This is a genomic window from Pseudomonas sp. GV071, from assembly GCF_003050835.1.
Classification (GTDB): domain Bacteria; phylum Pseudomonadota; class Gammaproteobacteria; order Pseudomonadales; family Pseudomonadaceae; genus Aquipseudomonas.
This window is the reverse complement of the sequence record NZ_QAOJ01000009.1, coordinates 88,500-100,780: the sequence shown is the minus strand read 5'-3', so window position 1 is coordinate 100,780 and position 12,281 is coordinate 88,500. Positions and strand designations below refer to the sequence as shown.

The 12,281-nt window shown below is 61.5% G+C and carries 12 protein-coding genes and 1 pseudogene; 5 read left to right on the top strand and 8 right to left on the bottom strand.

Translation table 11 applies throughout. The features are described 5' to 3' along the window. Positions 1–8: 8 nt before the first annotated feature. Positions 9–1,196 (top strand): MFS transporter, encoded by a 1,188-nt coding sequence (locus tag C8K61_RS18010; RefSeq protein ID WP_108097656.1) that lies wholly within the window; start codon positions 9–11, stop codon positions 1,194–1,196. On the opposite strand, the gene C8K61_RS18005 is transcribed toward C8K61_RS18010, so the two are convergent. After that, positions 1,193–2,143: a dienelactone hydrolase gene (locus C8K61_RS18005; protein ID WP_108097813.1), complete on the bottom strand. Its 951-nt coding sequence runs from the start codon at positions 2,141–2,143 to the stop codon at positions 1,193–1,195. The genes C8K61_RS18010 and C8K61_RS18005 overlap by 4 nt on opposite strands. A gap of 465 nt (positions 2,144–2,608) precedes the next feature. Then, positions 2,609–3,217, bottom strand: a complete 609-nt coding sequence (locus C8K61_RS18000; RefSeq protein WP_108097655.1) for an FMN-dependent NADH-azoreductase — start codon at positions 3,215–3,217, stop codon at positions 2,609–2,611. A 139-nt stretch (positions 3,218–3,356) separates the two neighbouring features. Here C8K61_RS18000 and C8K61_RS17995 point away from each other — a divergent pair, with 139 nt between their 5' ends. The 3 genes from C8K61_RS17995 (at position 3,357) to C8K61_RS17985 (ending at position 5,537) form a co-directional block, all read left to right on the top strand. Beyond that, positions 3,357–4,265, top strand: coding sequence for a LysR substrate-binding domain-containing protein (locus C8K61_RS17995; protein WP_108097654.1), 909 nt, complete (start codon positions 3,357–3,359; stop codon positions 4,263–4,265). Between the two features lie 43 nt (positions 4,266–4,308). Beyond that, positions 4,309–4,662 (top strand): MmcQ/YjbR family DNA-binding protein, encoded by a 354-nt coding sequence (locus tag C8K61_RS17990; RefSeq protein ID WP_108097653.1) that lies wholly within the window; start codon positions 4,309–4,311, stop codon positions 4,660–4,662. Positions 4,663–4,787: 125 nt separating this feature from the next. Beyond that, on the top strand, positions 4,788–5,537 hold the full coding sequence (locus tag C8K61_RS17985; RefSeq protein ID WP_108097652.1) for a carbonic anhydrase: 750 nt from the start codon (positions 4,788–4,790) through the stop codon (positions 5,535–5,537). A 91-nt stretch (positions 5,538–5,628) separates the two neighbouring features. Here C8K61_RS17985 and C8K61_RS17980 read toward each other — a convergent pair whose 3' ends face one another. The 6 genes from C8K61_RS17980 to C8K61_RS17955 all read right to left on the bottom strand — a co-directional run bounded on the left by C8K61_RS17980 (position 5,629) and on the right by C8K61_RS17955 (position 11,251). Further along, complete coding sequence (locus C8K61_RS17980; protein WP_108097651.1) at positions 5,629–6,324, bottom strand: cold shock and DUF1294 domain-containing protein; 696 nt, start codon at positions 6,322–6,324, stop codon at positions 5,629–5,631. A 129-nt stretch (positions 6,325–6,453) separates the two neighbouring features. Then, a complete protein-coding gene (locus tag C8K61_RS17975) occupies positions 6,454–7,527 on the bottom strand; it encodes a polyamine ABC transporter substrate-binding protein (RefSeq protein ID WP_108097650.1) in 1,074 nt (357 codons plus the stop codon). A gap of 88 nt (positions 7,528–7,615) precedes the next feature. Next, complete coding sequence (locus tag C8K61_RS17970) at positions 7,616–7,960, bottom strand: cupin domain-containing protein (RefSeq protein WP_108097649.1); 345 nt, start codon at positions 7,958–7,960, stop codon at positions 7,616–7,618. An 88-nt stretch (positions 7,961–8,048) separates the two neighbouring features. Continuing rightward, positions 8,049–9,458 carry an FAD-binding oxidoreductase gene (locus C8K61_RS17965; protein ID WP_108097648.1) on the bottom strand — a complete coding sequence of 470 codons (1,410 nt, stop codon included), beginning with the start codon at positions 9,456–9,458 and terminating at the stop codon, positions 8,049–8,051. A gap of 48 nt (positions 9,459–9,506) precedes the next feature. Then, the gene (locus tag C8K61_RS17960; RefSeq protein WP_108097647.1) at positions 9,507–10,388 is read right to left on the bottom strand and encodes a nuclear transport factor 2 family protein; all 882 of its coding nucleotides are present in this window, start codon (positions 10,386–10,388) and stop codon (positions 9,507–9,509) included. Between the two features lie 32 nt (positions 10,389–10,420). Continuing rightward, positions 10,421–11,251, bottom strand: a complete 831-nt coding sequence (locus tag C8K61_RS17955) for an undecaprenyl-diphosphate phosphatase (protein ID WP_108097646.1) — start codon at positions 11,249–11,251, stop codon at positions 10,421–10,423. A gap of 251 nt (positions 11,252–11,502) precedes the next feature. Here C8K61_RS17955 and C8K61_RS27290 point away from each other — a divergent pair. Beyond that, positions 11,503–12,279, top strand: a pseudogene (locus tag C8K61_RS27290) (cache domain-containing protein); the annotation flags it as partial. Positions 12,280–12,281: the final 2 nt, after the last annotated feature.

The following is a 12,281-nucleotide window of genomic DNA, read 5'->3' as shown; positions in this document are numbered from 1 at the left end:
GTTTCAGCATGCATACCCAAGCGCCCAGCTCCCTGGCGATCACGGGGCAGATTCTGTCCATCGTGTTCTATACCTTTCTCGGCTTTCTCTGCATCGGCATTCCGATCGCGGTGGTGCCTGGCTTTGTGCACAACGAACTAGGTTATGGGGCGGTAGTGGCCGGCCTGACCATCGCCTCGCAATACCTCGCCACTCTCCTCACTCGCCCCGTGGCCGGGCGCCTCGCCGACAGCCTCGGCACCAAACCGGCGCTGGTGTATGGGCTCTGTGGTATCGCCGTCAGCGGTCTGTTGACGCTGCTGTCGACGGAGCTCACTCACCTGCCGTTGCTGAGCCTGGTGGTCATGCTCGTCGCGCGCCTGCTACTGGGCGTAACCCAAGGCTTGCTCGGGGTTAGTACCATCAGTTGGGGCATCAATCAGGTCGGTACCGAATACACCGCGCGGGTGATTTCCTGGAACGGCATCGCCGCTTACGGTGCCATCGCCATCGGCGCGCCGGCGGGGGTATTGATGGTCGACGCCTGGGGTTTCTGGACCATGGGATGCGCCCTCACCACCTTGGCGCTACTGGGCTTGCTGCTGATCCGCAAACGGGCCTCGGCCCCGGTATTGAAGGGCGAGCGGCTGCCGTTCAGCACAGTGCTGGGGCGCATCGCGCCGTATGGCGTGGGGTTGGCGCTGGGTTCGATTGGCTACGGCACGCTGACCACGTTTGTCGCCCTGTACTTCGCCAGCAAAGGCTGGAGCGGCGCGGCTTACAGCCTGTCGGCGTTTGGCGTGGCGTTTATTGGCGCGCGGGTGTTGTTGATCGATGCGATCAAGCACTACGGCGGTTACAGCGTGGCGATCGGCTGCATGGGCATTGAAACCCTGGGCTTGCTGTTGCTGTGGTTCGCGCCTTCGCCGCTGTGGGCGATGGCGGGGGCGGCGCTGACCGGCTGCGGCCTGTCGCTGGTGTATCCGGCGCTGGGGGTGGAGGCGATCAAGCAGATTCCCGACAGCAGCCGCAGCGCCGGTTTCAGTGCCTACGCGGTGTTCTTCGACCTGGCATTGGCGATCGCCGGACCGCTGATGGGCGCCGTCGCGTATGGCTTTGGCTACAACGGCATCTTCCTCGCCGCCGCGCTGTTAGCCGTGCTTGGCTTGACCCTCAGCCTGTGGCTGGCGCGCCGCGCACAACGTTCGCAGACTTAATGCAGTGAGGCCTGGTGATCGGTCAGATCAGGGCCCAGCACCGTACTGAAAAACTCCACCGCTTCGGCGTTCATGCGCCGGTGAATGCGCTGACGGTCCACGCCTTCAGCGTCCTTGCACAGCATCGGCATCATCTGTTCCTGCTCGGCTGAGCACGGCGACATAAAGATGAAATGGCCGGCGCCATCCAGCAGTTGGTAGTTGGGCGGCTGCGGCAGGCTGTGGGTCAGCGCCAGGGCATTGGTTTCGATGGCGAGCAGTTGGTCGTTGGCACCGGCGTACATCAGCACCGGCAGTTTCACGTCCTGCAATTCGTCCTTGCCGAACATCAGTCCCAGTGGTGCCAGCAGCATCAACGCTTTCACCCGCGGGTCGCTTTCCGCCACCAGGTCATCGCGGTCGGCCACCAATTCGCCCTGGGTGCGGCAGGCGTCCTGATCGCCGGGGTGAACCTGGCAGTAGTCACGCAGCAGCTGCATCTGCGGTTGCGCGCCGCCGACGATCAGCGCGGTTTCGCCACCGGCGGAATAACCGATCATGCCGATTCGCTGCTCATCCAGAAACGGCTCCAGCCAGGGGTCCTGCAAGGCGTCGGTGATCGCCTGGGAAATCTGCATGGGTCGACCGTAGAGGTTGCTGAGCGTACCGAGGCGGCTCTGGTCGGCGTAATTGTCGCCAGGGTGCACCACCGCCAACACCACGAAACCATGCTTGGCCAGGTAGGTGGCCAGATCGTGCTGGGCCAGCGGGCTGCCGCTGTTGCCATGGGACAACACCAGCAACGGATAGTGACCGGGCGCCACCGGCGCATCCTGGCCGGCAGCAATATGGTAGGGGCCGATGTTACTGACGGTGGCATGGGCGAAGGCTGGGTAGAACGCCACCGCCTGCATCGGTTGCTGATCGAGGGGGTCGCGCAGGGTCATCTGGTGGAAGCCGACGGTCATCCGCCCGCTGCCGGTCGCCGCCAACGTCGGCGCAACAATGGCCACCAAACCGAGCAACAGCAGCAACCCACGCGCAAAAAAGGTGCTCACCCCTCACCTCCACAGCCAGCTTCATTACCTGCAAACGTCTGCACAGCGGCGGTGAGCATGAGCTCGATACCGCGGTTGTGCAAACACATGTCGGTTACAAAAGCATGACTTGTGCCAGAAAAATCCCCGTGCAGCCGCCCCCCTTGCGGGCCACTGGTGTCAGGACAAAAAGCCCGCTCCGATAGTACCGACCAGCTCGGCAGGCCAAAATCGGCGCTTCGACGCACAGGTCCGCTACGGGCTGAACCAAGCCGTCGACCGCAGCCAGCAAAGCGTCAATCTCGGGATGAGCCTGAGCGTCTAAAAAACCTGAGTCAGCGCTACGCAAGCAAAAAAAATCCCCGCCGAAGCGGGGATTTTTTATTGGCGGCTTACTTAAGCAGCAACGAACAGATCGGCAACTTGCTGGTTAGCCGCTGCCAGTGCTTGCGCGCGCGGCTCTTCGCCGTAGGCCAGGCCTTGAGCGCGAACGACTTCAATATCGGTGATGCCGAGGAAACGCAGCACCAGTTGCAGGTAGTCTTCGTGGGCGATGCCGCTCGCTTGGCCAGCGTGGATGCCGCCTGCGGTGGAGACGATCACCACTTTCTTGCCGCCGGCCAGGCCTTTAGGACCGTTCTCGTCGTAGGTGAAGGTTTTGCCAGCGACGGCGATGCGGTCGATCCAGGCTTTGAGCTGGGTCGGCACTGTGAAGTTGTACATCGGCGCGCCGATCACGATGGCGTCAGCAGCCAGGAATTCGTTGAGAGTGGCTTCGGCCAGATCCGCTTCATGCTTTTGCGCAGCATCACGCAGCTCAGCTGGGGTACCGCCGGCAACCAGGCTGGCAGCGGACAGGTGGCTGAAAGCGTCGTCGGCGAGGTCGCGGTAGCTGACCTGAATACCGGCGTCGCTGGCTTGCCAGGCGCTGACCACAGCTTTGCTCAGTTGGCGCGAAGCCGAGTTGTCGCCGAGGATGCTGGAATCGATGTGCAGAAGTTTCATGGGGCGTTCTCCAAGTAAGAATCGCCGTTTGGCGATGGAATGGTGGCAATCCTACTGGTGAAACCAATAGCCTAATAGTCAGCAAAAATGTGATAGTTCGTCCCACTGGTAGGACGATAACTTTCACCCTGAGCCTTTTATGCAAGATCTCAACGACCTGTTCTATTTCGCCAAAGTGGTAGAAGCCGGTGGTTTCGCCGCTGCCGGACGCCTGCTCGGCATTCCCAAGTCGCGTTTGTCGCGGCGCATTGCCGAGCTGGAAGAACGCCTCGGCGCCCGCCTGTTGCAACGCAGCACGCGCAAACTGGCGCTGACCGACATTGGGGAGCACTACTACCGCCACTGCCAGACCATGATTCTGGCTGCCGATATGGCCGACGAAGCGGTGGCCACGCACTCCAGCGAACCCCGTGGACGCTTGCGGGTGTCGTGCCCGACGGCACTGGCTGAGTCCTACCTGTCGCCGATCATCAATGACTTCCTCGGCAGCTATCCGCAGGTGCAGCTGGAAATCGTCCTGCTCAACCGCCGCGTCGACCTGCTCGCCGAAGGCATCGATGTCGCTCTGCGGGTACGTGACGAAGGCGACGAAGACCCAGCCCTGATCGCGCGCAAGCTGCGCCCAGCGTCGGCGGTGCTGGTCGCCGCGCCGTCACTGTTGGCCGGCCGGCAGATCGCCAACCTGCAGGACCTGCATTCGCTGCCCGTACTCGGAGCCCTCGACCCCGACCGCAAAGTGCACTTCCGCCTGGTCGACAACCAAGGCAACAAGCGTGAGATCGCCCTGGAGCCGCGTCTGGCCATCGAAGATTTTATGGTGCGCAAAAACGCCGCCATGGCCGGTCTGGGCTTTTCCATGTTGCCGTTGATGAATTGCCACGAAGAGCTGGCCGACGGTCGCCTGGTGCAGTTGCTGCCACAGTGGAACCTGCCCGGCGGCTATCTGCAGGCCGTGTACCCGCACCGGCGCGGTATGCTGCCGGCGGTGCGCGCCTGGATCGAACACATCACCGAAGCGTTTCGCGGTGACTGGACCCAGCCTGTCTGAGACCCGTCTTTACGATTCGAAGAAAGCCTGACAAGGAATTCACATGAACAACGAACAAACCGCCGCCTTTCTCTTGCAGTTACCCGGCGTGCGCGAAGACCTGAAATGGGGGGACAACCGCGTGTTCTCCATCGCGCAGAACAAGATGATCGCCGTCATCAACTTTATGGGCGAAGGCCTGGCTTTCAAGGTCGATAAGGAGCTGTTCCTCGGCTACGTCGACCGCCCCGGCATCCGCCCTGCCCCATATCTGGCGCGCGCCCACTGGATCCGCCTGGACAAACCCGAGGTGGTCAGTACCGCCGAGCTGCAAGAACTGCTCACCTGCTCCCACCAGCTCGTGGTGCGCAAGCTCCCCAAGATCCGCCAGGTGGGTTTACTGCTCGACCCGCTCTAGGCGGCAGGACGTATCCCGCAACCGGGTAAGCGTTTTCGCACAACCCACCGCCACCCCGCCTACAGTCGCACTGCACCCGAACAGAAATGATTGCCCAGCTTTTTCATTTCTATTTGGAGCACGCCATGAAACCTCTATTCGCCCTTTCCATCAGCCTGCTGGCCACCTGCATTCTGATGGGCAACGCCCAGGCTGCCGACGGCGCCCATTGGAGCTACGAAGGCGCGCATGGCCCGGAACACTGGGCCGAACTCGACCCTGCAAACGCCGCCTGCAACGCCAGCAAAGAACAGTCTCCGGTTGATATCAAAGCCGGCGAAAGCCTGGCGGCCAAGCTGCCGGCGCTGATCTTCAACTACAAAAGCAGCAGTGCCGAGGTGATCAACAACGGCCATACCGTGCAGGTCAACCTGCCTGCCGGCAGCCAGCTGAAAGTCGGTGATGTGAGCGCCGAGCTGCTGCAGTTCCATTTCCATGCGCCCAGCGAAGAACGCTTCGACGGCAAAACCTATCCCATGGATGCCCACCTGGTGCACAAAACTGCCGACGGCAAGCTGTCGGTCGTAGCCGTACTGTTCAAGGAAGGTCAAGAAAACCAGGCGCTCAAACCCATCCTTGCCGCGTTGCCGGCAGCCGGTAAAAACCACCCGCTGGCGACATTCGACCCCGCCGGGCTGCTGCCAAGCGACCAACGCTACTTCCGCTTCCAGGGCTCGCTGACCACCCCGCCGTGCAGTGACGGTGTGAGCTGGCAGGTACTCCGCGAGCCGGTTGAAGTGTCCAAAGCGCAGATCGCTGCGTTCCGCGCCTTGTATCCGATGAATGCACGGCCGGTGCAGCCGTTGAATGGTCGGGTGATCGAGGTTAGCCAGTAAGCCACACACTGCCGCTTCTACGACCCACGCACTGCCGTAGGAGCGGCCGGTCGCGCTGATCAGCCGCGATGCGCTTGAGCGCCCACAGGGGTCACCGCAACACGCGCAGCAGATGTTTCCCGCCAAATAGCAGCCACTCCAGCCACAGCGCCTGATGGGCTAGCACAATCCCCCAGAACACCAGCTGAAAATCGACCTTGCGGGTTTTATGCCGGTACAACTGTTGCGCCACCAAGGCGCCGGGCCAACCGCCCATCAACTCCAGCAGGTGCAGTCGGTTTTCCGGCGTGCGCCATTCACCGGCCATGGCGCGGTGTTTGTCATAGCCGTAAAAACCCACAGTCAGCACGCTGGCCACTGGGTACAGCGCCAATGCCCAGGCCCAGTGCTGGATTACGAATAGCTGCCAGGCACCTAGCGCCGGTGCAGCACAGAGCAACGCGAACACCACCAGTTTGAAGCCCAGTTGCCGGGGCATCGCCATGCTTGATGGTAGACGTTGGCGTGCCGGTTTCCTGGCTGCTGCCACACGCGGCGCGGCTTGCCGGGGTTTAATGCGAATGGAAGGCTGATCCAGGCTCAACCCCTGCAGGCGCATATGCTCGGCCCGCAACCGGCCGTTCTCGTCCTTGCTGGCGATATAAAACACCCCATCGCCGGCCAGCGGGCGACGGTCGCCATGCATGGCGCTGATATGTACAAATACTGCGGGGCCCCCGCCTTCGGGGGTGACAAAGCCAAAGCCCTTGTCGTCGTTCCAACTCTTGATCGAGCCGCGTAGTTCCATCCCTTCTGGCTCCAGCAATCCCATTGAACCGCGCAGCTTACAAGAACATCGCTGTTTTCGTAGGAGCAGAGTGCGGACATGGAAACGGCGCCGCTCTTGCGAGGGGCGCCGTTGTTAAATCGGGGTTAATCAGTTCCCCGATTTAACCTTGTTCCACAACCGTGTGCGGATGCGGTCGGTGGCCAACGGCATGGCCTCCAGGGCAAACATGGTTTTCATCGTTTCGGCACTTGGGTACACCTTGGTGTCGGCTTTCAGGTCCGCACTCACCAGGCCGTCGGCTTTTTCGTTGCCGTTGGCGTAGCGCACGTAGTCGCTGATCTGCGCCATCACGTTCGGGTCGAGCAGGTAGTTCATAAAGGCGTAAGCGGCTTTTTCATCCGGGGCGTCGACGGGCATGGAGACCATGTCGAACCACATCGGCGCGCCCTCTTTCGGAATCACGTAACCGATGTCCACGCCATTTTTTGCCTCTTTGGCGCGGTTGGCGGCCTGCATGATGTCGCCGGAGAAGCCGACTGCCACGCAGATCTCGCCGTTGGCCAGGTCGCTGACGTATTTGGAGGAATGGAAGTAGCGCACGTAGGGGCGGATCTGCATCAGCGTCGCTTCGGCTTTTTTGTAGTCAGCCGGGTCTTTGCTGTGATGCGGCAGGCCCAGGTAATGCAAGGTGATCGGCAGCACTTCCGGGCCGTTGTCGAGAATCGCCACGCCGCACTGGCTGAGCTTTTTCATGTTCTCGGGTTTGAGGATCAGGTCCCATGAATCCAGCGGCACATCGCCGAGCACGGCTTTGACCTTGGCCACGTTGTAGCCGATGCCGGTGCTGCCCCACAGGTACGGGAAGCCGTGCTCGTTACCCGGGTCGTTGGTTTCCAGGGCCTTGAGCAGCACCGGATTGAGGTTGTTCCAGTTGGGCAGCTGGCTCTTGTCGAGCTTCTTCAGCGCCCCGCCCTGGATCTGCCGGGCCATGAAGTGGTTGGAGGGGAACACCACGTCGTAGCCGGATTTGCCGGTCATCAACTTGCCGTCGAGGGTTTCGTTGCTGTCGTAGACGTCATAGATCGGCGTGATGCCGCTGGCGGCCTGGAAGTTCTTCAAGGTGTCCGGCGCGATGTAGTCGGACCAGTTGTAGATCTTCACGGTGTCGGCAGCCTGGCTGACCGACGCCACCAGCATGAGCGGAGCAATGAGTTTGAACATGGGACTTCTCTGTACTTTTTGTTTTTGGGAGGTACTGCATACAAAGGGTTTCGGGGCTAGAGCCAGGCAGGCGCCCCGCAAGCCTTACTTACTTGAAGATCAGCACATAGGTTTTGCGCACGGTCTCCTTGATATCCCAGATGCCGAGGGTGTTAGCCGGCATCATCAAGGCGTCGCCCGCGTTGATTTCCATCGGTTCACCGCCTTCGGGGGTGAAGGTGCAGCGGCCGGAAATGATGTGGCAGAACTCTTGTTGCACGATCTGCCGACGCCAGACGCCGGGCGTGCATTCCCAGATACCGGTTTCCACCCCATCGGTGCGCTCGACGCTGGTGGTCGAGGCCACGGCGACGACGTCGCTCAACGGCACAGCAACCGGGAAGGACTCTTCGAGCACGGCGGCGGGGGTGTTTTTGAAATGGGTGATGTTCATAGGGCACTCGTTATTCGTTCAAATGAAAGTGATCAGTCCCCTCTCCCGCGTGCTGGAGAGGGGTGTAGAGCCGCTGAGTCTGTTGGGTTTACTTCATAAAACCTTCCATGAACTGCGCCAGACCGCTGGCAACGCTGCGTTTCCACGGCGCGCTACTGGGGTCGGCGAGCACTTTGTCTTCGTTGACGAAGCTTTTGATAATGGCGTTGTAGCCCAGCCAGCGGCAGGGTTCCGGCTCCCAGGTGCGCAAGCCCTGCCGGATGCTGCTGTCCAGTTGCACCCAGGGTTGGCGGGTGAGCACGCTGGTTTCGCCGAGAATCAACTGCGCCAGGGTACGACCTCCGAGGTTGCTGGCCCCCACGCCTTCGCCGCCATAACCGCCGGACAACGCCACCTGATTTTTGCGGTCGCAAATCATGTGCGGGTGGAAGCTGCGCGACATGCCCAGGTTGCCGCCCCAGGAATGGGTGATGGGCACGTTTTTCAGGATTGGAAACAGCTCGCCAAACAGGTAGCGGCGCAGCGCTACTTCTTCGTCGCTGAGGCTGGCGTCAGCGCGCAGTTTGCCGCCGAACTTGTAGCCACCACGGGCGCCGAACACCAGGCGATCGTCTTTGGTGCGCTGGCCGTAGGTGACCTGGCGACTGGCTTCGCTGAAGGCTTGACCGCGCTCCAGACCGATCTCAGCCCAGGTGGCCGCCGGCAACGGCGCGGTGGCGACGATCAGGCTTTGCACCGGCAGCAGGTGGTTGCCCAACGGCGGCAAGGTCACCGAGTACCCTTCGATTGCCGGCACCACCCAGTTGGCGCGGACCTCACCTTGTTCGGTGCGCACCAGGCCAGGCTGCCAATGCCGGACACGGCTCTTTTCGAACAGCTGCACGCCCATGCGTTCAACGGTACGCGCCAGGCCGCGGACCAGTTTGGCTGGGTGAATGGTGGCGCAATGCGGCGTATGAATGGCGCCATACGGCGTGGCGATACGCAGCTGCTCGTTGAGCTCATTGACCGACATCCAGCGGTAGTCCGCTTCGGTCAGGCCCTGTTCGTACAACGCGCGCAACTGGCCACGCAGGCTGGTTTCCTGCTCCGGGTAACGGGCGGCGGTATAGAGGATGCCGGCTTTGCGGTAGTCGCAGTCGATGCCTTCGCGCTGCAGCACGGTGGCCACTTCATCGGGTATGCCGTGCAGCAGTTGATGGGATTCCTGCCGCGCTGCCAGTGGCAGGCTGGCCAACAGACGGTCTTCGCCGAGCAGGTTGCCCATCAGCCAGCCGCCGTTGCGCCCGGACGCGCCAAAGCCGGAAATCTCCGCTTCGACGATGACAATGCGCAGCTCCGGGGCCTGGCGTTTGAGGTAGTACGCGGTCCACAAGCCCGTGTAGCCGGCGCCGATGATCACCACGTCGGCTTCCATTGCACCCACCAGCGGCGCGCGCGGAATCAACGGCTCCTCGAGCTGATCCATCCACAGACTAACGTTGCGCCATGCGCTCATGCCCAGCTCCAGTATCTATTCGCCAACTTATGGCGCAGAGACTAGAGGCTAGATTCCTGGCTTGTCTTGCGCGCGGGCCCGCGAAGAAATTTGCCTGGCCACACCCTGCTTGGCGTTCTGCTTCAGATAAGCCTTGGGCGTCAGCCCGGTGTGCTGGCGGAAGCAGCTATAAAAGGCCGAGAGCGAGTTGAAGCCGGCAGCGAAGGCCAGCTCATCGATGCGCACCGGCGCCGTGGCCTTCTCCACGGCCGCCAGCAGGTGCTGCAGGCGCGCCTGGTTGACGTAGCGGTAGAAGCTCTGGCCCAGCACCTGGTTGAGTAGGTAGGAAATCTGGTTGCGGCTGTAGCCGGTAGCGGTGGCCACGTGTTGCAGGTTGAGCTCGGCATCCAGGTAGGGTTGGTGTTGCTGGAAATAATGCTGCAGGTCGTCGGCGAGAAAGCCCAACTGGCGCGCCGACAAACCCAGGCGGCTGATGGCCGGGCGGCTGTCACTGACCTCGGAGTGGGTGGCGCTGGCCTCGTGCATCAACGACGCGTATTCGTTGACCTGCCAGATCAGCCCGTCGCGCACGGTCAGCGCCTCGCTGGTGCGAAACGACACCAGCCCTTCGCCGCCGCGCAGGGTGATGCGGTATTGGATAAAGGCGGTGTCGCCGTCCACGCGAATGCGGTCGCTGTGCTCCAGCGCCTCTTCCGGGTCGCGCGGCATGGTGGCGAGTACGTACTCACGCAACTCCTCCAGGCGCAGCACGCGAGCCTGGAAAAAGTCGTTGTACTCGACGTCGGGGTGATAGAGCGCCATCACCCCGTCGAGGTCGCGGTATTTCCAGCAAAGGTGATAACGCAGCACCACGTCGCGGGTGATAGCGGTCTGCTCCGGGCTGTCAAACCGCTCGGTGGGCGAAACCGGAAAGTTGGGGCTGCGGGTCATCTGATCTACCTGACTGCATGGCAGTTCGCAGTTTACGGCTGAGCGGCGCTCCAATCTATCCAGCCAAACTGCCAGGTAGCCAGAATCAGCAGACCAAAGCCGATGCGGTACCAGGCGAACATGGCGTAGCTGTGGTTGGCGATGAATTTCAGCAGGCCGCGCACGGCGATCATGGCGAAGATAAAGGCGGTGACGAAGCCGATGGCGAACACCGGCAGATCGCTCTGCTGGAACAGGTCACGGTACTTGTAGCCCGAATACACCGCCGCACCGACCATGGTCGGCATCGCCAGGAAGAACGAGAACTCGGTGGCGGTCTTGCGCGACAGGCCGAACAGCAGGCCGCCGATGATGGTGGCGCCTGAACGCGATGTGCCGGGAATCATCGCCAGGCATTGGGCGAAGCCGACCTTGAGGGCATCCTTCCAGGTCATCTCATCGACCGTTTCAGCATGCACGGTGTGCTGGCGGCGCTCGGCCCACAGCATGATCACGCCGCCAACCACCAGAGCCGCGGCCACGGTAATCGGGTTGAACAGGTAATGGTGAATCATGTCCGCGAAGATCACCCCGAGGATCACCGCTGGGAAGAAGGCGATCAGCAGGTTGCCGGTAAAGCGTTGGGCCTGGCGGTCCTTGGGCAGGCCGAGAACCACGTCGAAGATCTTTTTGCGGAATTCCCAGACCACCGCCAGGATGGCGCCGAGCTGGATGATGATGTTGAACGCCATGGCCCGTTCACCGCCGAAATTCAGCAGATCGGCGACGATAATCTGGTGCCCGGTACTGGAAATCGGCAGGAACTCGGTGAGCCCTTCGACAATACCCAGAATCAACGCCTGCGCAGCGCTCCAAAGATCCATGCAACTTCCCCCAATGGGCGATGCCCCGCATCGCCAGATAATGTTGTCGACGAAAAGGTGTCGGCAGAAAGAAAACCAAAGACCAACCGAGCTTCAGGCGCTTGGGAATGCCGCTTTGGCGCCGAAATGTAGCAGACAACTTACACCGATGCTGCTGCCTTTAAGCACAATTCCCCTGTAGTGTTGCAAAGCCATCACCAGCGCCTACTTTCAAGGCTGTACAACAACAAAAACGCCTGGAGTTCCGCATCATGCAAAGCCTGCGCAAACTACCGATTCACAGTCGGCTGTGGCTGATTCTGGCCGTGGCCTTGGTCATGCTGGTCAGCCTTGGCTTGTTGATGCTGCAGCAGATCAACCACGACCTGTACAGCGCCAAGGTTCAAAAGACCCAACATGTGGTGCAAAGTGCCGCAGGCGTGCTGACTTATTTTCAGGCCCTGGAAAGCGCCGGCACCCTGACCCGCGAGCAAGCACAGAAACAGGCCATGGAAGCGATCCGTGGCCTGCGCTACGGCAAGGATGACTACTTCTGGATCAATGACCTCGGTCCGAAGATGGTCATGCACCCCACCAACCCGAAACTCGAAGGCCAGGACCTCAGCGGCCTGAAGGACCCGGACGGCAAATTCCTCTTCAACGAGATGGTCGCCATCGCCAAAGCCAAAGGCGCCGGTATGGTCGACTACCGCTGGCCGAAACCGGGCGCCAGCGAGCCGGTACCCAAGGTTTCCTATGTACAGTTGTTCCAGCCCTGGGGCTGGATCGTCGGCTCCGGCGTGTACATCGATGACATGCAGGCCGAGTTCCGCGAGCAGGCCATTCGCGCCTCGCTGCTGGGCCTGGGCATCGCCGTGCTGATGGCGCTGTTGGTGCTGTACATCAGCCGCAGCATCACCCGACCACTGCGCGAGGTGGTCAGTGCGATGGCCAATATCGCCAGCGGCGAAGGCGACCTGACCCGCAGCCTGAGCAGCGACGGCCAGGACGAATTGGCCGCCCTCGCCACCCACTTCAACACCTTCACCAG

Coding starts and splice junctions, on each gene's coding strand:
- C8K61_RS18010 (WP_108097656.1), top strand. CDS start 9: ATGCATACCCAAGCGCCCAGCTCCCTGGCGATCACGGGGCAGATTCTG.
- C8K61_RS17985 (WP_108097652.1), top strand. CDS start 4,788: ATGAAACCTCTATTCGCCCTTTCCATCAGCCTGCTGGCCACCTGCATT.
- C8K61_RS17955 (WP_108097646.1), bottom strand. CDS start 11,251: ATGGATCTTTGGAGCGCTGCGCAGGCGTTGATTCTGGGTATTGTCGAA.
- C8K61_RS17975 (WP_108097650.1), bottom strand. CDS start 7,527: ATGTTCAAACTCATTGCTCCGCTCATGCTGGTGGCGTCGGTCAGCCAG.
- C8K61_RS17965 (WP_108097648.1), bottom strand. CDS start 9,458: ATGAGCGCATGGCGCAACGTTAGTCTGTGGATGGATCAGCTCGAGGAG.
- C8K61_RS17990 (WP_108097653.1), top strand. CDS start 4,309: ATGAACAACGAACAAACCGCCGCCTTTCTCTTGCAGTTACCCGGCGTG.
- C8K61_RS18005 (WP_108097813.1), bottom strand. CDS start 2,143: ATGACCGTCGGCTTCCACCAGATGACCCTGCGCGACCCCCTCGATCAG.
- C8K61_RS17960 (WP_108097647.1), bottom strand. CDS start 10,388: ATGACCCGCAGCCCCAACTTTCCGGTTTCGCCCACCGAGCGGTTTGAC.
- C8K61_RS18000 (WP_108097655.1), bottom strand. CDS start 3,217: ATGAAACTTCTGCACATCGATTCCAGCATCCTCGGCGACAACTCGGCT.
- C8K61_RS17995 (WP_108097654.1), top strand. CDS start 3,357: ATGCAAGATCTCAACGACCTGTTCTATTTCGCCAAAGTGGTAGAAGCC.
- C8K61_RS17980 (WP_108097651.1), bottom strand. CDS start 6,324: ATGGAACTACGCGGCTCGATCAAGAGTTGGAACGACGACAAGGGCTTT.
- C8K61_RS17970 (WP_108097649.1), bottom strand. CDS start 7,960: ATGAACATCACCCATTTCAAAAACACCCCCGCCGCCGTGCTCGAAGAG.